The sequence below is a fragment of the Pandoraea sp. NPDC090278 genome (genome assembly GCF_044772185.1).
GTDB lineage: Bacteria > Pseudomonadota > Gammaproteobacteria > Burkholderiales > Burkholderiaceae > Pandoraea.
Genome location: NZ_JBIVYJ010000001.1, coordinates 101096 through 122277, shown reverse-complemented (window position 1 = coordinate 122277; position 21182 = coordinate 101096). Strand labels below are relative to the sequence as shown.

Genomic DNA, 21182 nt, shown 5'->3' with positions numbered 1-21182 from the left:
GCGTCTCGCGGACGCAGGACCACCGTTCGGGCGATGCAATGAGCGAATTGCCGGGGATTCTGCCAGGGGTCATGCCTTCCCTCCTTACGACGTTGCGTCGGATCGGATTGATAGGGACTGGCGACCGCCTCCACTTCGCGCGCGTCGTCGAGAAATGAAGCTATCGCCGGCCAGTTCAAAAACCGACCGGCGACCGGAAGGGAAGTTCGCTGAAATTACGGCTCGGTGACGTTTCGCGAGTCAACTCGCGGAGAATCCGCACTGCGGCAGCAAGACATACATCATGCCGTCACCGTAGCGCCCTCTTCCAGCGCATGCACCGCTCCTTGCGCGATCAGGTCGCGAACGTACGCGGCATCGAAGCCATATTCGGCCAACACCTCGGAAGTGTGCTCACCCAGACGCGGAGCAGGACCGCCCGTGCACTTAGGCGTCTCCGAGAATCGAATTGGCAGGCCGATGCTGCGCGTGGGGCCATCGAGCGGATGCTGCGTTTCCACCACCATCTCGCGCGCCACGATCTGCGGATGCGACACGGCCTCGGAAATCGGCAGCACCGGCCCGACCGGCAGACCGACCGCGTCGAGTCGCTCTACCCAGCGTTGCGTCGTATCGCGCATCAGATAGGCGGTGAGGCGCTCGACGAGTTCGTCGCGATGGGAGGTGCGTCCCGCATTGGTAGCGAAGCGCGGATCACTGGAAATTTCCGGCGCGTCGAGCACGTGCAGCAGACGTTCGTAATTGGCCTGATTCGCGGCACCGATGTTGATCCAGCCGTCCTGCGTGCGAAACGCCTGATACGGCGTGCTCGTCGGATTGGCGGAGCCGAACTTCGGCGGATTCTCGCCGCTGGCAAAGAAGTTCGCGGCGGCCCAGTACATCTGCTGAAAACCCGCTTCGAGCAGCGATGTGTCCACGATCTGCCCCTGCCCGGTGCGCAACCGGTGCGCGTAAGCGGCCGAGATGCCGAGCGCCGCCAGAATGCCCGCGTTGATGTCGGCAATCGGCGAACCGGCCTTGATGGGCGCTTGCCCCGGTTCGCCCGTCACGCTCATCAACCCCGACAGGCCCTGCGCGATCAGATCGAATCCGCCTTTGTCCGCATGAGGCCCCGTGCGTCCGTAGCCCGAGATGGAGCAGTAGATCAGCCCCGGGTTGGCTTCGCGCAACGTTTCATAGCCGAGGCCCAGCTTTTCCATCGTGCCCTTGCGATAGTTCTCGGTGACGACGTCGGCACTCGCGAGCATCTTGCGCAACACGGCCTTGCCGCCCTCGGTCTTGAGATTGAGCGCGATGCCGCGCTTGTTGCGGTTGAGCATCATGAACGACGCCGACTCGCCATGCGAGAGGATCGGCGCGAAACGCCGCGCATCGTCGCCTTCCATCTTCTCGACCTTGATGACGTCGGCGCCCATGTCCGCGAGCATCATCCCGCACACCGGGCCGGACATGATGTGCGACAACTCGATCACCTTGACGCCCTGTAACGGCCCACCCTTTTTTGCCGTGTCTGCTTTCGTATCGGTCATCTCAGCGGCCCTCGAATACCGGCATCGTCTTCGCAAGGAACGCACGATAGCCCGCCTGAAAATCGGCGGTGCCGAAGCACGCGAACCCTTCGTCGATCTGCGCGGGCGTGAGGGGCTTGCCGCTCATCAGCTCACGCACGAAGCGCTTGTGCCAACGCGCGACGAGCGGCGCACCGGCGGCAACGCGATCGGCCGTTGCGAGTGCTTCGCGGGTGACGTCGCTATCCGCCACCACACGCGTGACAGCGCCAATGCGCAGTGCTTCCTGCGCGTCGAAGATGCGGCCTTCGAGCAGAATCTCCAGCGCCTTGGTCGGGCCGAGCAAGCGCACGAGGCCGGACAGCTCCGCGTGTGCCATCACCAGACCGAGTTTGTTGATCGGTGCGCCGAAGCGGCTCGACTCGCCGCAAATGCGGATGTCGCACGACGCCGCAATCTCCATGCCGCCCCCCACGCAGATGCCATGAATCATGGCGACGAGCGGCACCGGGCAGTTCGTCAGCGCATCGAGTGTGCGATGCATGAGCGCGCCGTACGTTCGCGCCTGCTCCACGTTGGCGCGATCGGTCTCGAACTCGGCAATGTCGTTGCCCGGCGCAAAGGCCTTTTCACCAGCACCGCGCAACACGATGCAGCGCACGTCGGGCGACTCGGACAGCGTCAGAATCGTGTCGCCCAACGCCTGCCACATCGGCTTGGTCAATGCATTGAGCTTTTCGGGACGGTTGAGCGTAACCAGCGCAATCGCGCCGTGTCGCTCGGTCAGAACGGTCGATGTCACATTGCCTCCTGGAGTCGCCGACAGGTGTGTGACGTCGGCGGATAACGATTTTTGGTATACCAATTTTTCGTTAACGATAGAAGCAGACACCGTCGATTGACAAGCATCAATCGAATAAATCAGGGTTAACGTTGAAAATCAGGCGATTGCCGATTGACGCCTTTGGCCATCACCATCAAAATTGGCATTCCAATTTCACCCCCTCCCGCACATGAGCACCACCGCTTCGCTGAACGTCGCCGCGTATGACGCCCTCAAGGCGCGCATCGTGCGCGGCGACCTGCGCCCTGGCGCACCGCTGTCCGAGCGCGCGCTATGCGATGAACTCGCGGTGTCGCGCACGCCGCTGCGCGAGGCGCTCAAGCGGCTGGCCAACGAAGGGCTGGTGGAAATCTCAGAGACGCGGCGGGCGCGTGTGGCGCGAGTGAGCGTCGACGAAGTCGTGAACCTGCTGGCGGTGATGGCAGTGTTGGAAGGACTCTCCGGAGAGCAGGCTTGCGAGAAAGCCTCGGAGGCGGATCTCGACGAACTCGCCCGGCTACAGGACGAGATGGAGTCAGCATACGCACGCACCGATCACGCCGCCTACTTCGCGCTCAATCAGCAGATCCACCTCAGCATTCTGCGCATGGCTGACAACGGACCGCTGGCCGAGTACTTCCACAATCTCAACGCGCGCTTGCGCCATGTACGGGAGCGTCTGACACCGACGCCCGAACGGTGGCGTCAGGCCGTGCACGAGCATGCGGAGATGCTGGCGTTGCTGCGCCGACGCGATGGAAAGCGGCTGCGCCCATTGATGGAAGCGCACTTGCGCAGCAAGACGGACGCCTATGTGGCGGCCATGCTCAACGAAGGGCTCGTGAGCATGAGTCGCGCCGCGTGATAGTAGATCAGGCAGCTACGCGCTTATTGGCAAGTACCGCCGCGCACTTCGCCATCAGATGTGCGCGCAGCAGTCGGCCGAGCGCGGCGCCGTCGCGTTGACGCAAGGCATGCAGTATCTCGACGTGCTCTTCGATAGCGCGATCCCATTTCCCTGCGTGCAGGTTGGAGCGAAAGCGGAGCGCCTGAAGCCGGTGATTGACCGACTGATACATCTGCGTGAGGGCCGGATTGCGCGCCGCCGCGTTGATGCGGTCGTGAATGCGCTGGTTGCAATCGAAATAACCCGGCAGATCGCCATTGGCATGACAGGCGTCCATCGCACTATGAAGCTCCTGAATCTCGTCGATCTCAGCTTGCGTGATGCGCTGGCATGCCAGCTCACCGGCCAGTGCTTCCAGACCGCTCAGGAGTTCGAAGGCATCGGAAATATCGCTCGCGGACAACGTCACGACGCGCGCCCCGCGATTCGGCAGCAGATCGATCAGACGCTCGACGGCAAGCATCTTCAGCGCCTCGCGCAACGGCGTGCGCGACACCCCCAACTGCTCGCACAGCGCGCGCTCGTTCAGATGGGAGCCGGGCGGCAGAACGCCCTCGGTGATCATCTTGCGCAGCCTGTCCATCACGGCAAGATGCAGCGCCTGACGGCTGATGGGTTGACTCCCGCCCGTGTCTGGCGGATGAATCGCGGGGTCGCGTACGGCGTTCAAGGTCACGGAGTGCATAAGCTTGCCCTGGTCATTCGTTTTAGGAAGAAAGACAGCGACTGCCTGCAAAGCACCTTCGCGGACGACGGCATACCCGACCGAAGTCTCGTCACACGAAATATTTCGGTTTGCGATGAAATATTACGAAATATTACGAAGCCCGATTCTCGCAGATCGATGCAGTTTTGACTACGTTATGTGGTGTTTTCACTGAGTACGCGACATGTTTGCGCCGCACCGCAACATCGCTCTGATTTTGGATACGATGTGGATAACGGTCGTCGGCCATCCACTGACGCCGCGCCCTTCCCTCTGGAGATTTGCAAGATGTTCGAGACCCAACCCGCCGTCGAGTCGCTGGCTCGCCTGCTCGCCGACACGCGTCGTGGCGACACGCCCATCGAATCGCCTGCCGCGGCGCTGCTGCCGGTCGACGCCAACGCCGCGTACGCAGTGCAACTGCGCACCCTCGATCTGCTCGGCGATACGATTGCGGCATGGAAAGTCGGCGCGAAAGCCCCGATGGACCTGCCCAATTGCGCGCCGATTCCGGCGTCGGTGGTCAGCAACGCTGGCGGTGCGCTGGCACTGAACGACTTCTTCCGCCCCGGGCTCGAACTGGAAATCGCCTTCCGCCTGTCGCGCGACATCAAGCCGGGTCGCTATGACGAACGCGAAGCCATGATGTACGTGGACGACATGCTTGCCACCATCGAAATCACGGACAGCCGTTTCGCGGAGAAAGGTCTCGATAGTCGCTATGCGCTGGCCGATCTTCAGAACAACGGGGCGCTCGTGATCGGCAGCGGTCGCGGATACGAGGCACGTTTCGATTACTCGCGCCCGAAGGCTGTCTTCTCGCTCGACGGTCGCGACATCACGCCCGCCAAGGTCTTCAACACGGGCGGCGACCCGCGCACGCTCCTCACGTGGCTCGTCAATCACAACGGCAAGCGCGGCATCACGATGCGCGCGGGCGCGATCGTGACCTGCGGTTCGTACGTCGGCATGATTCCCGCCACCGGTCCGGGTGAGCTGCGCGGCGTGATCGACGGCGTGGGCGAAGTCGCCGTGACGTTGAAGTAACTAGTATCGGCAGCGCGTTGCGAAGCGTCGATGCTTCGCAACGTACCGCCTCGCCAGTAGAAGCAATGCGAGGCGCCTGACTCAGTGTCGCGCGGTGCGTCCGTCCACACCGGCCAGCATCTTCGGCGCGAGCAACGCGATAGGCACAATGCACAGCAGCCCCGCGCCGAGTGCGAACGGCAGGCTGATGCCGTGTGCGATGGCACCGATCAGCACCGGGCCGATCAGCAGCCCGAGATAAGCGAGCTTCGCCATGACGGCAATCGCTTCCGCGCTGGCCATTCCGGCACCGCGCGCCACTTCGCCCGACGCCGCAAACATCACCGGCATCACGTTCGACAAACCGAGCCCAGCGAGCGCAAAGCCCGCCACAACTGCCGCCGGTTCGCGCCAGAACAGCGCGAGTAACACCCCACCGACACACAGCAAACTGCTCACGCGCAGCAAACGCGCGCCGCCCATACGTGCACGCACGGGATCACCGCCGAAGCGACCGGCGGCCATGCCGACGGAAAACGCCGCATAGCCCGCGCCGATCCACGCGCCCTGCGCCAGGACCACCTCGCGCATGTACACGGCCGTCCAGTCGTACATTGCGCCCTCTACCACCAAGCCGAGGAACGCGAGGATGCCGAAGCCCGTCAGTTTGCGATGCAGCTTGCGACGCGACGCCTCGTCCAGCGCGGGCGGCGGCGTGTGCTTGTGTGCCGCGCCACCTGACTCGCCCGTGTTTGCCTGCGTCACCGGCGCCTCACCCGGCATCATGTCTCGTTGCATGAAGCGCGCGCCGACGACGATCACCACTGCGCAGCCGAGCGCCGCCAGTCCGATATGCCACTGCGGCGAGCCGTGATGCGCGAGCCACGCGCCACCGACGAGCGCGCCCGACATGCCACCGAGACTGAAACAGCCGTGCAGCGACGCCATGATCGGCTTGCGATAACGCGCTTCGAGCGTTGCGGCCTGCGCATTGACGGCAACGTCGTACGTCGCGTTCGCCGCGCCGTAGAGCGCCAGCCAACCTACAAGCCCCCAGTAGCTGGGCATCGACAGAATGAACGCGCTCGTGAGGGCCAGCGCAATGCCGGAATGCAAGCTCGCGCGCTGGCTACCGGCGCGTCCAACCCAGCGGGCCATGCGCGACATCGTGACGATGGCGCCGCCCGCCACGGCGAACATCGCCACCGACAGGCTCGCGTCATTCAGGTCGAACATCGCCTTGACGGTGGGCACATGCACGCCCCACGTCGCATACAGGAATCCACTGCAAAACAGCAATGCCATCGTTGCAGCGCGCGCAGGCCAAAAGCCCGTGCGCGGCTTCGCGATTTCAGAAGTCATGGGAATTGAAGAAGTGCGGGAATGTCCGAGCAGAGAACACTGCCAGGCCGTAATGAACGTTTCGATGCGGTCGACGAGCGTCCGGCGTTGCGGATCTCGCAATCGATGTTGAGAATTCTAACGCACTCTATGTGACAGCACAGTGCACTTTCGGCAACGTCGTCGCGAACCCCGCTCAATGGGGGCGCGCGCGCACCGTCAAGGCGACGGCGAAAAAAGCTGGCCGCCGCGCCACACCGGTCAAGTATGCGGGCGGCAGCCAGCAGGGGAAATCGACGCCCGGATGCTTCGTTCACCGATCCAGTGAATGCCTCGCGGTCAGTGGACCACGCGTCGATGGCATTTCGGTGACGTTCGGGCAGGCGACTCCACTACTGTCGGCGGACGAGGCAGCGCTGACAAGGCGACCTCCCACGTCGTGAGAAGACGAGGCGTGCATTCGTTAGCGGGCGCACGACCGCGCATGACTTATCCACCGTTTTTGTTCACAAGGCTGTGGACAACGAACGGAGACAACGTGCCAAGCACTTGATCGATATGGAGTTTTCGACGGAGGCGATCAGACGGCGGCACCCGCAGGCAAACGACAGGCAGGCACCGCCGATTTATCCACAGATTTTGTGTTCAAGTCTGTGGACAAGTCCTTAATGAGAGGACCCAAGTGGTTGATTCAGTTCAGAGATTCATTCGGCCGCGAGCGTCGAAGCAGCGCTGATCTGCTCCGGCGTCAGCGCAAATCCCTTGTTGCGCTCGCGCACTACGCGGTGAATCAACTCCCACACCGTATGCGCGACGGGCGAAAGCGAGCGGTTCTTGCGACGCACGAGCACGATGTTGCGCTCGAAGGCCGGTAGCAGCGGGCGCACGGCAAGCGTGGAATTCTCCGGCAGCGGCAACGCCAGCGGCGGCAGCACGCTCACACCCAGTCCTTCCTGCACCATGCGGAAAATCGTGCTCACGTGCCCGAGCTCCTGCGTGATAGTCCCCTGCACCTTCTGCGTGGTGAGCGCACGGTCGATCAGCGGACGGCTGCCGGAACTCTGATTGAGCAGCACGAGGTTCTCGCCCGACAACTCCGACCAGTGCACAGCGCCTTGCGATGCGAGCGGGTGATCGTTGCGGCACACCAGACAGAACGGCTCGCTCATCAGATGCTCGGTCGTCAGATCGTCGGCGCCTTGCGGGGCCACCACGATGCCGAAGTCCACATCGCCCGCGCGCACGCTATCGAGCACCGCGCGTTGCATCTGGTCGACGAGTGCGAGCGCGATGTCCGGATAGGTGGCCTGCGAAGCGAGCAACACACGCGGCATGAGCGTCGCGGAGATGGTCGGTGCTGCGCCAATGCGCACACGACCGGTGGTGCGCGCCTCCGCCCCGTGGGTCTGGAGCAACGCGATTTCGAGTTCGTCCAGCACGCGGTCGAGGTTGGTAGCGAGCGTGACACCCGCGTCGGTGAGCGCGACCTCTCGCGTCGTGCGGTCGACGAGGCGCAGGCCGAGTTGTCCTTCGAGTTCGTTGATGCAACGGCTGATGGCCGGTTGTGTCAGGCCGATCTCGGCGCCCGCGCGGCTGAAGTTCTTGCTGCGCGCTACGACCATGAAGACCTTGAGTTGTCTCAGCGATACGTTCATAAAGCCTGCCCGTAAGTGTTCGAACTAGCCACAAATGACTCAGGCGCGCCGCCCACGGCGGCGCGCCTGAGTACGTGCTTCGATCAAGCCGCTGCCTTGACCATTTCCTCGATCACCTTCTTCGCATCGCCGAAGACCATCATGGTCTTGTCGAGATAGAAGAGATCGTTATCCAGCCCGGCGTAGCCCGCCGCCATCGAACGCTTGTTGACGATGATCGTCTTGGCCTTGTAAGCCTCGATGATCGGCATGCCAGCAATCGGCGATTGCGGATCGTTCTTCGCGGCCGGATTCACCACGTCGTTGGCACCCAGCACCAGCACCACGTCCGTCTGACCGAATTCGCCGTTGATTTCGTCCATCTCCAGCACTTGGTCGTACGGCACTTCGGCCTCGGCGAGCAGCACGTTCATGTGACCCGGCATACGACCCGCTACCGGGTGAATCGCATAACGCACGCTCACGCCCTTCTCGATCAGCTTGTCCGTCAGTTCCTTGAGGGCATGCTGGGCACGCGCCACGGCCAGACCGTAACCCGGCACGATCACCAGCGATTCGGCATTGCTCATGAGGAACGCTGCGTCGTCGGGCGAGCCGGACTTCACCGGACGTTGTTGCTGTTCGCCCGCCGCAGCACCTGCGGCCGGGGTCGCACCGAAGCCACCGAGAATCACGTTGAAGAACGAGCGGTTCATCGCCTTGCACATGATGTACGACAGAATCGCACCGGACGAACCGACCAGCGAACCGGCGATGATCAGCATCGGATTGTTCAGCGAGAAGCCAATGCCTGCCGCCGCCCAGCCCGAGTACGAGTTCAACATCGACACCACGACCGGCATATCTGCACCGCCAATCGGGATGATGATGAGCACGCCGAGTACGAAAGCGATGGCGGTCATGATGACGAACGGCGTCCAGCTCAGCGTCGTGAAGAACGCAATGCCGAAGCCGAGCATCGCAATCGCGAGCGCCAGGTTCACGAAGTGCTGGCCCTTGAACACGACCGGCGCGCCCTGGAACAGACGGAACTTGTACTTGCCCGAGAGCTTGCCGAACGCAATGACCGACCCCGAGAACGTGATCGCGCCGACGAACGTGCCGATGAACAGTTCGATACGGTTGCCCGGCGGCAGCGCCTCACCTGCGGCGACGATGCCGAATGCAGCCGGTTCAGCGACCGCAGCCACCGCGATACACACCGCCGCCAGACCGATCAGCGAGTGCATGGCCGCTACGAGTTCCGGCATCTTCGTCATCTCGACCTTGCGAGCGACGTAGGCACCGATACCGCCACCGACAACGAGACCCGCGAGGATCAGCCCCAGACCGGAGAAGTTGCCGCCCGAGAGCTTACGCAACTCGAAGATCAGCGCCACGGTCGTCACGGCCGCAATCGTCATGCCGATCATGCCGAAGGCATTGCCGCGACGCGCCATGCGCGGGTTCGACAAGCCCTTGAGCGCCTGAATGAAACAGATCGACGCGACCAGATACAACAGCGTCACAAGATTCATGCTCATGTCAGTGCGCTCCCTTTGCTGCCGCTTCGTCATTGGCCGCCTTGGCAGGGGCCTTATCCTTTTTCTTGAACATCTCCAGCATGCGCTGCGTGACGAGGAAGCCCCCGAACACGTTCACCGCTGCGAGCGCCACCGCCACGACACCCATCGTCTTGCCGAGGTTGCCTTCGGTGAGACCAGCGGCGAGCATCGCCCCCACGATCACGATGGCCGAGATCGCGTTGGTCACCGCCATCAGCGGCGTATGCAGTGCCGGTGTGACGTTCCACACCACGTGATAGCCGACGTACACCGCCAGCACGAAGATGATCAGGTTGATCACCGTGTGATTAATCAATTCCATGGCAGAGCCTCCCCTTATGCCGCACGCAGCACTTGACCGTCGCGGCACATCAGGCACGCGCTGACGATGTCGTCGTTGGTATCGATGACGAACTGACCTTCCTTGTCGATCACGAGCTTCAGGAAGTCGAGCACGTTACGGGCATAAAGCGCGGAAGCGTCCGCAGCGACCATACCGGCGAGGTTGGTGTAACCCGCGATGGTCACACCGTGGACTTTGACGACCTCGTCGGCCACCGACAGCGGGCAGTTGCCGCCGCCGTTGGCACCGCGTCCAGCCGCCAGATCGATGATCACCGAGCCGGGCTTCATGGCCTTGACGGTGTCTTCGCTGATGAGCGTCGGCGCAGCGCGCCCCGGGATCAGCGCGGTGGAGATCACGATGTCGGCCTGCGTCAGACGCGTGTGCACCAGTTGGGCTTGACGAGCGAGCCACGCAGCAGGCATCGGACGCGCATAGCCGCCCACGCCCTTGGCAATCTCGCGTTCTTCGTCGGTCTCGAACGGCACGTCGATGAACTTCGCGCCGAGCGATTCGATCTGCTCACGCACCGCCGGACGCACGTCCGACGCTTCGATCACCGCGCCCAGACGCTTGGCCGTCGCAATGGCTTGCAGGCCAGCAACGCCAGCACCGAGCACAACCAGACGCGCAGCCTTCACCGTACCGGCGGCCGTCATCAGCATCGGCATGAAGCGTTGATAGAGGTTCGCAGCGAGCATCACGGCCTTGTAACCGGCGATGTTGGCCTGCGAGGACAGCACGTCCATGCTTTGCGCACGCGTGGTGCGCGGCGCGGCTTCGAGCGCAAAGCCGATGATCCCGGCCGCCGCCATACGCGCATTGTTCTCGGCATCGAACGGATTGAGCATGCCGACGACCACCGCACCGCGACGCATCTGCGCGATCTCGGCCACCGACGGCGCGCGGACCTTCAGCACCATCTCGGCACCGAACGCCTCGGCAGCGCTGCCGGTCGATGCACCCGCTGCGACATACGCCGCATCCGGTACGCTCGCCGCCTCGCCTGCGCTCTGCTCCACGGTGACGCGATGTCCTGCGCTCACCAGCTTCTTCACCGTTTCCGGTGTGGCCGCGACGCGGGATTCGCCGTCGGCCGTCTCCTTTGGAATGCCAATATGCATAGTTATTGTCTCGGGGTCTGAGCCCCTGTCGTGTTGTGAAACTCAGGCCGCAGCCATATCTCTGTTGCGCGGCGCCTGCATCGAACGACCTTCGTTGGCCGCTTCGAAGCAACGCACTTTGGTGCAGTGAATCAGATCGCACAGGAATTCCGGCTCGTAAGCGCGCAGCAGGTGCGGCTGATGTCCGTCGAGGTAGGCCCCGATCATCACCAGCTCGGCCATGCGCAACGCTTGCGCCGAAACGCCTTCGAGATAAGCCAGCGGCAAATCTTGATTGCCAGTGGTGTGCAACAAACGGGTGTAGGTGTGGTTATCCCAATACCAGTCCAGACCCAGTTCGACGAATGCGTTGTTGAACGCATGCAGATGAGCGTTGGCAACCGGTGCCAGGGCGGCGGGTTTGATATGCGACTCGATGACCGACATGATGGCGTCTCCCAAAATAGTGATCGTCCAAACCCGCGTGCTTCTCTGGCGTGACGCGTCCTCCAACGCTTTGCTGTCACACCGCCTTCATGCGGGCTGCCATTGCAGATTACGCAGCCCGACATATAAAAGACAGTTAAAGTTAATTATGCAAACCATCAACGATTACTTATACTTCGCGAAGCACATCATGCACATCGATCAAACATGAGACACGCCACACTCCGTCAGCTGAAAGTCTTCGAAGCCGTGGCGCGCCATCTGAGCTTTTCGCGCGCCGCCGAAGAACTTCACCTCACCCAACCGGCTGTCTCGACGCAGGTCAAGCAACTTGAGACACACGCCGGACTGCCGCTCTTCGAGCAACTGGGCAAGAAGATCTTCCTGACGCCGGCGGGCGCGGAGATGCTGCATTACAGCCGCGCGATCATTGCGCTCTTTCGCGAAACCGAAGAGGCGATGGATCACCTCAAAGGCATTACCGGCGGCAAGCTCAACGTGGCCGTCATCAGCGCGGGCGACTACTTCTTCCCGCGTCTGCTGGCAGCGTTCACTGCGCGCTATCCCGGCGTCACGCTCAACCTCACGGTGCATAACCGCGAGGAACTGCTGCACCAACTCACCGAAAACCTGACCGATCTGGCGGTGATGGTGCGTCCGCCTCACGAGATCGACACGATCAACGAAGCGTTCGCGCCGCACCCTTACATCATCGTGGCCCCGCCCGGCCATGCGCTGGCCGGTCAGAAGCAGATTCCGTTCTCACGGCTGACGCAAGAGCCGTTCATCAGTCGCGAGCGCGGCTCCGATACCTGGAACTCCTTGCAGGACGCTTTCGGTCATCGCACACAGCAACTGAAAATTGCGATGGAAATATCCAGCACGGAAACCATCAAGCAAGCGGTGATTGCGGGCATGGGGATCAGCTTCCTGTCCGCGCACACCGTCGGCATGGAGTTGCAGACGGGGCAATTGACGGTGCTCGACGTGCAGGGCTTTCCGGCATGGCAAAGCTGGTACGTCGTGCATCGCCGTAGCAAACGACTACCGCCGGTCGCGCTCGCCTTCCGTCAGTTCCTGCTCTCGGAAGGCGCGGCGCTGATCGACGGGATGATGGCCTACAAAAGCACTGTGCCGCCGCCCTCGGGCAGCGACACGAAATAAGCCACCAACGTCCTCACTACTCCCACGCCCTGGCAGATCGCGAGATCTGCTGAATGAAAAAGGGCGATCGGCTCAGGCCATTGCCACCCCGGCCGACCACCGTGAAATCGCTTGCGAGGTGCCGGTCAGCCGCCCATGCGGTTGGCCAGCGTGCCGAGTCCGTCGATGCTCACTTCCACCAGCGCGCCCTCTTTCATCGAGCCCACGCCAATCGACGTGCCCACCGCGATTACATCGCCGGGCAGCAACGTCATGTCCTGCGACAGACGCGCAACGAGCTGCCACGGATTGAAGATCATGTCGGCGAGCGGGTAGCGCTGGCGCTCCGTGCCGTCGAGCGTCGTGATCAGTTCGGCCTCGCGCCAGTCGAAGTCCTCGGCAATGAACGGGCCGAGGCAGCCGAAGGTGTCGAAGCCCTTGGCGCGCGTCCACTGTGCGAAGTTTCCGTCCTGCTCGATGATCTCAGCGGCCGTCACGTCGTTGACCAGCGTGTAGCCGAGGATGTAGTCGCGCGCGGCTTCCTCGCTGACGTTGCTCGCCGCCTTGCCGATGACGATGCCCAGCTCGCCCTCGAAGACGATCTTCCCGGCATACGACGCCGGGCGACGAATCACCGCGTCGGGCCCGTTGAGCGTGGTCGCAGGCTTGATGAGGAAGAGCGGATGCGACGGCGCGGCTTTGCCGAGCTTCGCGCCGAGCGCGTGATAGTTGTTCCAGAGCGCCACGATTTTCGAGGGCTCGCACGGGCACAGCAGATCGACCGCGTCGCGCGCAATCGTCGCGCCCGTGGCGACCGGCTGATCGTAGAGATCGCCGCGATGTTCGAGAATCTGATCGCCCTGCAGCAGGCCGAAGCCGATGCGGCCATGTGAGGTCTTGAAACGGGTCCAGAGCTTCATGCGTTTGCCATTCCTGTAGCGGCCCGGCAGCACGGCAACGTTTGCCATGTGCGCGCCGGGCACGATGTCTTGAAGTCATTCACATCTGCCTCTTGCAGACACTGGGGCGCTTGCTACACGCTTTGCACCCATTCGGCCCATTCGGCCCATTCAGATCTGTCAGACCGCGCCGACTTCGCGCAGCGCCGCGATCTGTTGCAGGCTGTAGCCGAATTCGCCGAGCACGTCGTCCGTGTGTTCACCCAGCAGCGGCGAACGCTCCACATGCGTGGGGCTGTCGGAGAGCTTGATCGGGTTGCCGACGGTGAGGTACTTGCCGCGCTTCGGATGGTCGACTTCGACGATGGTGCCGGTCTCACGCAGCGACATGTCTTCGGCGATTTCCTTCATCGACAGAATCGGACCACACGGAATGTCGTACTCGTTGAGAATGCCCATGACCTCGAACTTGGTCTTCGTCATGGTCCATTGCTCGACGGTGTCGAAGATCTCGCGCAGACGCGGCAGACGCGCACGCGGCGTGGCGTACTCGGGATGCTCGACCCACTCGGGCTTGCCGATCACCTTGCAGATCGAGCCCCACACGGGTGCCTGCGTGATGAAGTAGATGTACGCGTTCGGATCCGTCTCCCAGCCCTGGCACTTGAGAATCCAGCCCGGCTGACCGCCGCCCGAGGCATTGCCCGCACGCGGCACCGCATCGCCGAACTGGCCGTTCGGGAACTGCGGATACTCTTCCATCACGCGCGCTCGCTCAAGGCGCTGCTGGTCGCGCAGCTTCACGCGGCACAGGTTCAGCACGCCGTCTTGCATGGCAGCCAGCACGCGCTGGCCCTGTCCGGTCATGGTGCGCTGATACAGCGCCGTCACAATGCCCAGCGCCAGATGCAAGCCCGTGCCCGAGTCGCCGATCTGCGCACCCGTCACCATCGGCGGGCCGTCGTCGAAACCGGTGGTGGAGGCTGCGCCGCCCACGCACTGCGCCACGTTCTCGTAGACCTTGCAGTCCTGATACGGACCGGGGCCGAAGCCCTTCACGGAGGCCACGATCATGCGCGGGTTCAGCGAGTGAATGTGCTCCCAGGTGAAACCCATGCGGTCGAGCGCACCGGGTGCGAAGTTCTCCACGAGCACGTCGCAGTCGCGGATCATGCGCTCAAGCACCGCCTTGCCTTCCGGATGCTTCGTATCGAGCGTGATCGAACGCTTGTTGCTGTTGAGCATCGTGAAGTAGAGGCTGTCCGCGTCAGGAATGTCGCGCAGCTGATCGCGCGTCACGTCTCCGTGCCCCGCGCGTTCGATCTTGATCACGTCTGCGCCGAACCAGGCCAGCAATTGCGTACACGTTGGCCCGGACTGCACGTGCGTGAAGTCGAGAATGCGCACACCTTCGAGTGCCTTTCCCATGGTTTGTCTCCTCCTGATGCGACGGCGTTTATGTAATGGGTGCGCGAGAGTCCCCCGATAGCCGTTCTGAATGCAGCCTCACACGTGGGTCTCACCGGATCTAACGGCGGTTGTCGCCTCTTCGGGCGCCATCCCTTTCATCGATCCAATCTTGTGATATACGGTATTTCATACACGATATTTTATCAACGGCTTTTTGTTGCCGATACGATTTGCTGTGTCGCGGCATTTCGTCGCCAGAATCCCTCAAATCCCTATGAATAAAGGGACTCCGCATTGCAACATCGTCCGACTTCTCCCAGCGGAATACGGGTTTACAGGCATGTGTCACGCAGATGAATCGGGGCGATGGAAGGGTTGGATTTGTATTGCATCGCTTTAAATATATTGAATACAAAATACTTGTCGATTGATGCCCTCACCTTTCACCGTCGCGAAAAACAAAAAAGCACCGGTGCGCATGGCGCATCGGTGCTTCGTTTGCAGCGTGGGAAGATAGGCGTCGACGTTATGCCGACGGTCTCTCCCCAACGGTTATCAGTCCATCAACTTGCCGTAGCGGCGAGTTTGGCTTCCAGTTCGGCCACGCGCTTGCGCAGCTGACGGTCCTCCTGAAAACGAGCGGTCTCGTCGCGGATCACGGCAACGATGCCGGTCACTTCGCCACCGTCACCGTGCAGCAGTGCGACGGTGAAGGCAATCGACATGGCGCGGCCGTCCTTGTGCGCAGCGGGCACCTTGAGCAGATCGCTGCCGTATTTGGTCTGACCGGTCTCCATCGTCTTGGCATAGCCTTCGTTGTGACGTGCCCGCAGCCGATCCGGAATGATGATGTCCAGCGGCTGACCGACTGCCTCTTCGGCCGAGAAACCGAACATCTTCTGCGCACCGGAATTCCAGAGCGTGATGATGTTGTCCGGGTCGGCCACGACAATGGCGTCGCCCACCACTTCTACCAACTGCCCGACGTCGACGGATGCGCTCATGATGTCTCCAATAATTTTGTGGGGAATGCGGTTGGCATCGTTGATTGACAAAGTCGCCAAACATGCCAATAAAGTACATCAATTAGAGGACAACACGGTCCCGAAAATAAAGATGGGTGCCGACTCCGCAGGGAGCCGCACCCATGAACACCTTGCCTGCTTGCGAGATGCCCGCACCGCCGCCGCCCGCAGGCGGCGACGGCACGTGCGACATCGCAATGTTGCGTGACGGTCTTAGACCGAGCGCGACGTGTGCAGGTTAGCGATCTGGTCCTTGCTGTAACCCAGCTCGGCCAGGATCTCGTCGGTGTGCTCACCCAGCAGCGGCGAACCCGTGATTTCCGGCTTCAGACCCGAGAACTTGATCGGGCTGCCGACGGTCAGGTACGAACCACGTTCCTTGTGCGGCACTTCCACGATCGTGCCCGATGCGCGCAGCGACGGATCGTTGGCGATTTCCTTCATCGAGAGCACCGGAGCGCACGGGATGTCGAACTTACGCAGGATGTCGACCGCTTCGTACTTCGTCTTGTCGGCCAGCCAGGCTTCGATGGTCGCGAAGATGTCGAAGATGTGCGGTTGACGGGCTTGCGGCGTTGCGTAGTTCGGATCGCTGATCCACTCCGGCTTGCCCAGCGCGCGGCAGATCGGTTCCCAGGCGTGACCCTGAATCGTGAAGTAGATGTAAGCGTTCGGGTCCGTTTCCCAGCCCTTGCACTTGAGCACCCAGCCCGGCTGACCGCCACCGCCGGCGTTACCGCCGCGCGGCACGACGTCGCTGAACTCACCATGCGGGTACTGCGGATACTCTTCGAGGTAGCCGATACGGTCCAGACGCTGCTGGTCGCGCAGCTTCACGCGGCACAGGTTGATCACCGAATCCTGCATCGAGACAGCGACCTTCTGGCCACGGCCCGTCTGACCACGGCCGATGATGGCCGTCAGAATACCGATCGCGAGGTGCATACCCGTGTTGCTGTCGCCCAGTGCTGCGGCCGACACCGTGGGGGGACCGTCCCAGAAGCCCGTCGTCGACGCTGCACCGCCTGCGCATTGCGCCACGTTCTCATACACCTTCAGGTCGTCGTAGTGGTGACCGTCCGAGAAGCCCTTCACCGAGGCCATGATCAGCTTCGGGTTGAGTTCGTTCAGACGCTCCCACGAGAAGCCCATGCGGTCGAGGGCGCCCGGGCCGAAGTTCTCCACCAGCACGTCGGATTCGCGCACCAGCTTTTCGAGCACTTCCTTGCCTTCCTGCGTCTTCGTGTCCAGCGTCAACGAGCGCTTGTTGCTGTTGAGCATCGTGAAGTACAAGGCATCGGCGTCGGGGATGTCGCGCAGTTGGTTACGCGTGACGTCGCCCGAACCCGGGCGTTCCACCTTGATCACGTCAGCGCCGAACCAGGCCAGCAGCTGGGTACAAGCCGGGCCGGCCTGCACGTGCGTGAAGTCGATGATCTTGATTCCTTCGAGGGGTTTGCTCATGTCATGTCTCCTTGATTGACTCGGCTCTTACTTTTTCATCGCCGCGCTTTGCGGATTCAGGTTCGTCAGACGACCGCTTTCGGTGCCTGCGGATTCATCGATCACGGCGTTGATCAGGACCGGCTTGCCCGAAGCAATCGATTCTTCGAGGGCCTTCGTCAGCTCGGCCGGCGTGGTCACGTTGCAACCAATGCCACCGAATGCTTCGATCATCTTGTCGTAGCGCGCGCCCTTGACGAACACCGTCGGGGCCACGTCCTTGCCGCCCGTCGGGTTGACGTCGGTGCCGCGATACACACCGTTGTTGTTGAAGATGATGGTGGTGATCGGCAGCTCGTAACGGCAGATGGTTTCGAGTTCCATGCCGCTGAAGCCGAAAGCGCTGTCGCCTTCGATTGCCACGACCGGCAGGCCGCTCGTGACCGCTGCGCCGATGGCGAAGCCCATGCCGATACCCATCACGCCCCACGTACCCGAGTCGAAGCGCTTGCGCGGCTGGTACTGGTCGATGATGCTGCGCGCATAGTCCAGCGTGTTCGCGCCTTCGTTGACGAGGTTGATGTCCGGGTGCTTCTTGAGCACGTCGCGGATCGCGCCGAGTGCGCTGTGGAAGTTCATCGGCGACGGATTCTGCGCGAGCGTCTGCGCCATCTTCGTCAGGTTCTTGTTCTTGCGCTCGGCGATAGCGCCAGTCCATTCAGCCGACGGCTTGCCGAAGTTGGCATCCACACCGGCGAGCAGTGCCTTGACGCACGAACCGATGTCACCGATCACCGGCGCGGCGATCGCGACGTTGCTGTCGATTTCCGTCGGCGAGATATCGATCTGCACGAACTTCTTCGGTGCGGCGCCCCAGGTCTTGCCCTTGCCGTGCGCGAGCAGCCAGTTCAGGCGTGCGCCGATCAGCACGACAACGTCGGCTTCTTGCAGCACGAACGAACGTGCAGCGGCCGCCGATTGCTCGTGCGTGTCGGGCAGCAGGCCCTTGGCCATCGACATCGGCAGGTACGGAATGCCGGTCTTTTCGACCAGCGCACGGATGTCTTCGTCGGCCTGGGCGTACGAAGCGCCCTTGCCCAGCAGAATCAGCGGACGCTTGGCGCCCTTGATCACGTCGAGTGCACGTTGGACTGCGTCCTGTGCCGGGATCTGACGCGGTGCGGCGTCGATCACACGGATCAGCGAATCCTTGGCTTTCTGTGCGTCGATGGTCTGCGACAGCAGCTTGGCCGGCAGATCCAGGTAGACGCCGCCGGGGCGACCCGACACGGCTGCGCGGATTGCGCGGGCCAGGCCCACGCCGATGTCTTCGGCGTGCAGCACGCGGTAAGCCGCCTTGCAATACGGCTTGGCCGCATTGAGCTGATCCATTTCTTCGTAGTCGCCCTGTTGCAGGTCGACGATTTCACGCTCGCTCGAACCGCTGATGAGAATCATCGGGAAGCAGTTCGTGGTGGCGTTGGCGAGTGCCGTCAGGCCGTTCAGGAAGCCAGGTGCGGACACCGTCAGGCAGATGCCCGGCTTTTGCGTCATGTAGCCAGCGATCGCGGCGGCGTGGCCGGCGTGCTGTTCGTGACGGAAGCCGATGAAGCGCAGGCCTTCGGCTTGCGCCAGGCGGGCCAGATCGGTGATGGGAATCCCCACCAGACCGAAGATGGTGTCGATGTCGTTCGCTTTCAGAGCATCGATAACCAGATGGAAGCCATCGGTCGTTGCTCCCTCGGACACGATGTTCGCGTGTCGGCTGTTGTCTTCGAGCGTCTCGTTTTCCGCCTTGCCGACTGGCACGGTCATCGCAATGGACATAATTCTCTCCTCCAATTTTTCCGGTTTCAGTGTTGCGTCGTCTTGTCTGACGATTAGTGGGTATTCCTGTACTGCTTCTCTACTTGCTCACCCGGCCGTGCAACCGAACCCGCGAGAGCCCGGGTTGCACGCCGGTTAAACATGTTGCTAATCAAGCCAGCCAATCTGCCTCTAATTAGTACTGCTTAACGTCACGATGACGTATCGAACTCGCTTTACGTGGTGCTGCGGCTCAGGTCCGCGGCTTTCACGACCGGCTCGCTCGACTCTGCCTTGTAGTCGCTGGCGTAACGCTGTGCCAGACGGGCACGCATCGGCTTCAAGACAAACAAGGCAAGGAAGGCGGCGAAGGCGTTCATGGCGCAAGCGACCATGAATACCGCCTGCCAGCTACCCGTCATCGAGGTGATGACACTGGAGAACGGCACCAGCAAGGCGGCGGTCCCCTTCGCGGTGTACAACATCCCCGCATTGGTCGCGGCATACTTCGAGCCGTACGTATCGGCGCAGGTTGCCGGGAACAAGCTGTAGATCTCACCCCAGGCGAAGAACACCAGGCCGGTCAGCAGCACGAAGGCCACCGGATGCTGGCCGTACTTTGCCAGTGCGTAGATCCCCACGGCTTCCATCGCGAAGGCGATGAACATCGTGTTCTCGCGACCGATCTTGTCCGATATCCAGCCGAACACCGGACGCGTCACCCCGTTGAGCACACGGTCGATGGCCAGTGCGAAGGTGAGTGCGGGCAGTGTGAGACCGAGAAGCGAGACAGGTGCCTGATCCAGACCGTAGTCCTTGGCAATCGGGCCGAGCTGTGCCGTTGCCATCAGACCGCCAGCGGCCATCAGCACGAACATCAGATACATCAGCCAGAACACCGGGGAGCGCATGACTTCCGTCGGCTTGGCGTTGTAGCGCATTGCGCCCGGTGCCAGCTTCTTGAGCGCTTCGATCGACGCAGGCGGACTGGCGAGCGCCAGACCCAGCACCAGCACGATGATCCCCTGTCCCAGACCGAAGGTCAGGAAGGTGTTCTCATAGCCGCTGGACTTGATCATGTTGGCGATCGGTACCACGGTCAGGGCCGAACCGGCGCCGAAACCGGCGGCGGTAATACCTGCGGCAAGACCACGGCGGTCCGGGAACCACTTCAGCGCGTTACCCACGCAGGTGCCATACACCGCACCGGCGCCGACCCCGCCCACCGCTGCTGCGAAATACAGCATCGGCAGCGACGAAGCATAGGCATTGAGCACCCATGCGATACCGCACAACAGACCACCACCGACCACGACCGGGCGCGGGCCGAACTTGTCGACCAGATACCCTTCGATCGGCACCAGCCAGGTTTCCGTCACGACGAAAATCGTGAACGCCACCTGAATGGCCGTACGGCCCCAGTGATACTTCTCATCGATCGGGTTGACGAACAGCGTCCACCCATATTGCAAGTTGGCGATCATCGCCATGCAAATCACGCCGAACACGAGCTGGGCCCACGGGCTCGCGAACACGGATTGCTTACCGTGTTGATTTGTCGTCTCCACTTGTACCTCCTCCATCGGTTTTCAGTTGTTTGGCAGCTTCACAACAACAACACCTTCCGGATGGGGTCTGTGCCCCCTGGGTATGCTTTACGAGGTCTATGCCTCGTCGACTTGTCTCTGATGCTTACGGGAGTCCATTGCGTTCCCCGTAAATATACCGAACGAAATATACGATATATCAGATATAAGTCAACACTAATTTATTGCTGTCCTCGTTTTCCACCTCGCGTGCCGAAGTCGTTTTCGTCCATTGCATCGAAAACAACTACGGCACGCGAGGCACTGTCCTAAGTGGCGGCTAGATACAGTAACGCAACTGTAGGACGGAGCGGCGCAACAACGCAATGCGAAAACACTAAGGAGTTAACCTGATCCAAGAACCTTGCCCAACAAGGCGCTCAGGCCTTTTATATCGGGCTCCTTGCGATTTTTTAAAACGGGCACAAGGCGATATTTTTGCTAATTTCCCTCACAACACAACATCC

18 protein-coding genes are annotated in these 21182 nt (G+C 61.8%); 3 read left to right on the top strand and 15 right to left on the bottom strand.

What is annotated here, in order from left to right; genetic code table 11:
- Positions 1 to 281 precede the first annotated feature (281 nt).
- Positions 282 to 1529: a CaiB/BaiF CoA transferase family protein gene (locus ACIQWO_RS00450; protein WP_402817751.1), complete on the bottom strand. Its 1248-nt coding sequence runs from the start codon at positions 1527 to 1529 to the stop codon at positions 282 to 284.
- A gap of 1 nt (position 1530) precedes the next feature.
- Positions 1531 to 2310 (bottom strand): enoyl-CoA hydratase/isomerase family protein, encoded by a 780-nt coding sequence (locus ACIQWO_RS00445; RefSeq protein ID WP_402817748.1) that lies wholly within the window; start codon positions 2308 to 2310, stop codon positions 1531 to 1533.
- A 211-nt stretch (positions 2311 to 2521) separates the two neighbouring features.
- On the opposite strand from ACIQWO_RS00445, the gene ACIQWO_RS00440 reads away from it, so the two are divergent.
- Positions 2522 to 3196: a GntR family transcriptional regulator gene (locus tag ACIQWO_RS00440; RefSeq protein WP_402817745.1), complete on the top strand. Its 675-nt coding sequence runs from the start codon at positions 2522 to 2524 to the stop codon at positions 3194 to 3196.
- Between the two features lie 7 nt (positions 3197 to 3203).
- Here ACIQWO_RS00440 and ACIQWO_RS00435 read toward each other — a convergent pair whose 3' ends face one another.
- On the bottom strand, positions 3204 to 3923 hold the full coding sequence (locus ACIQWO_RS00435) for a GntR family transcriptional regulator (protein ID WP_402817742.1): 720 nt from the start codon (positions 3921 to 3923) through the stop codon (positions 3204 to 3206).
- Between the two features lie 309 nt (positions 3924 to 4232).
- Between ACIQWO_RS00435 and ACIQWO_RS00430 the strand changes: the two genes are divergently transcribed.
- Positions 4233 to 4991: a 2-keto-4-pentenoate hydratase gene (locus tag ACIQWO_RS00430; RefSeq protein ID WP_402817739.1), complete on the top strand. Its 759-nt coding sequence runs from the start codon at positions 4233 to 4235 to the stop codon at positions 4989 to 4991.
- Positions 4992 to 5072: 81 nt separating this feature from the next.
- Here the strand turns inward: ACIQWO_RS00430 and ACIQWO_RS00425 are convergent, their stop codons facing one another.
- From ACIQWO_RS00425 to ACIQWO_RS00400, 6 genes are all read right to left on the bottom strand, one after another.
- Positions 5073 to 6332 (bottom strand): MFS transporter, encoded by a 1260-nt coding sequence (locus ACIQWO_RS00425; RefSeq protein WP_402817736.1) that lies wholly within the window; start codon positions 6330 to 6332, stop codon positions 5073 to 5075.
- A 683-nt stretch (positions 6333 to 7015) separates the two neighbouring features.
- The gene (locus ACIQWO_RS00420) at positions 7016 to 7966 is read right to left on the bottom strand and encodes a LysR substrate-binding domain-containing protein (protein ID WP_402817733.1); all 951 of its coding nucleotides are present in this window, start codon (positions 7964 to 7966) and stop codon (positions 7016 to 7018) included.
- A gap of 83 nt (positions 7967 to 8049) precedes the next feature.
- Entirely contained in the window at positions 8050 to 9489 is a 1440-nt protein-coding gene (locus ACIQWO_RS00415) for an NAD(P)(+) transhydrogenase (Re/Si-specific) subunit beta (RefSeq protein ID WP_150576535.1), read from the bottom strand.
- A gap of 1 nt (position 9490) precedes the next feature.
- Positions 9491 to 9832: an NAD(P) transhydrogenase subunit alpha gene (locus ACIQWO_RS00410; RefSeq protein ID WP_402817729.1), complete on the bottom strand. Its 342-nt coding sequence runs from the start codon at positions 9830 to 9832 to the stop codon at positions 9491 to 9493.
- A 14-nt stretch (positions 9833 to 9846) separates the two neighbouring features.
- Entirely contained in the window at positions 9847 to 10977 is a 1131-nt protein-coding gene (locus ACIQWO_RS00405; protein WP_039399634.1) for a Re/Si-specific NAD(P)(+) transhydrogenase subunit alpha, read from the bottom strand.
- 42 nt (positions 10978 to 11019) lie between these two features.
- Positions 11020 to 11403, bottom strand: coding sequence for a hypothetical protein (locus ACIQWO_RS00400; protein WP_150739057.1), 384 nt, complete (start codon positions 11401 to 11403; stop codon positions 11020 to 11022).
- Positions 11404 to 11610: 207 nt separating this feature from the next.
- On the opposite strand from ACIQWO_RS00400, the gene ACIQWO_RS00395 reads away from it, so the two are divergent.
- Entirely contained in the window at positions 11611 to 12567 is a 957-nt protein-coding gene (locus ACIQWO_RS00395; protein WP_402817723.1) for a LysR family transcriptional regulator, read from the top strand.
- 125 nt (positions 12568 to 12692) lie between these two features.
- On the opposite strand, the gene ACIQWO_RS00390 is transcribed toward ACIQWO_RS00395, so the two are convergent.
- From ACIQWO_RS00390 to oxlT, 6 genes are all read right to left on the bottom strand, one after another.
- Positions 12693 to 13466, bottom strand: a complete 774-nt coding sequence (locus ACIQWO_RS00390) for a fumarylacetoacetate hydrolase family protein (RefSeq protein WP_402821730.1) — start codon at positions 13464 to 13466, stop codon at positions 12693 to 12695.
- A 159-nt stretch (positions 13467 to 13625) separates the two neighbouring features.
- Positions 13626 to 14873 carry a formyl-CoA transferase gene (frc, locus tag ACIQWO_RS00385; RefSeq protein ID WP_150576530.1) on the bottom strand — a complete coding sequence of 416 codons (1248 nt, stop codon included), beginning with the start codon at positions 14871 to 14873 and terminating at the stop codon, positions 13626 to 13628.
- 545 nt (positions 14874 to 15418) lie between these two features.
- Positions 15419 to 15859, bottom strand: a complete 441-nt coding sequence (locus ACIQWO_RS00380) for a PAS domain-containing protein (RefSeq protein WP_402817720.1) — start codon at positions 15857 to 15859, stop codon at positions 15419 to 15421.
- Positions 15860 to 16093: 234 nt separating this feature from the next.
- Positions 16094 to 17344: a formyl-CoA transferase gene (gene frc / locus ACIQWO_RS00375; protein ID WP_150576527.1), complete on the bottom strand. Its 1251-nt coding sequence runs from the start codon at positions 17342 to 17344 to the stop codon at positions 16094 to 16096.
- 27 nt (positions 17345 to 17371) lie between these two features.
- Positions 17372 to 19150 (bottom strand): oxalyl-CoA decarboxylase, encoded by a 1779-nt coding sequence (gene oxc, locus ACIQWO_RS00370; RefSeq protein WP_402817715.1) that lies wholly within the window; start codon positions 19148 to 19150, stop codon positions 17372 to 17374.
- A gap of 215 nt (positions 19151 to 19365) precedes the next feature.
- Positions 19366 to 20712, bottom strand: a complete 1347-nt coding sequence (gene oxlT / locus ACIQWO_RS00365; RefSeq protein ID WP_402817712.1) for an oxalate/formate MFS antiporter — start codon at positions 20710 to 20712, stop codon at positions 19366 to 19368.
- Between the last annotated feature and the right edge of the window lie 470 nt (positions 20713 to 21182).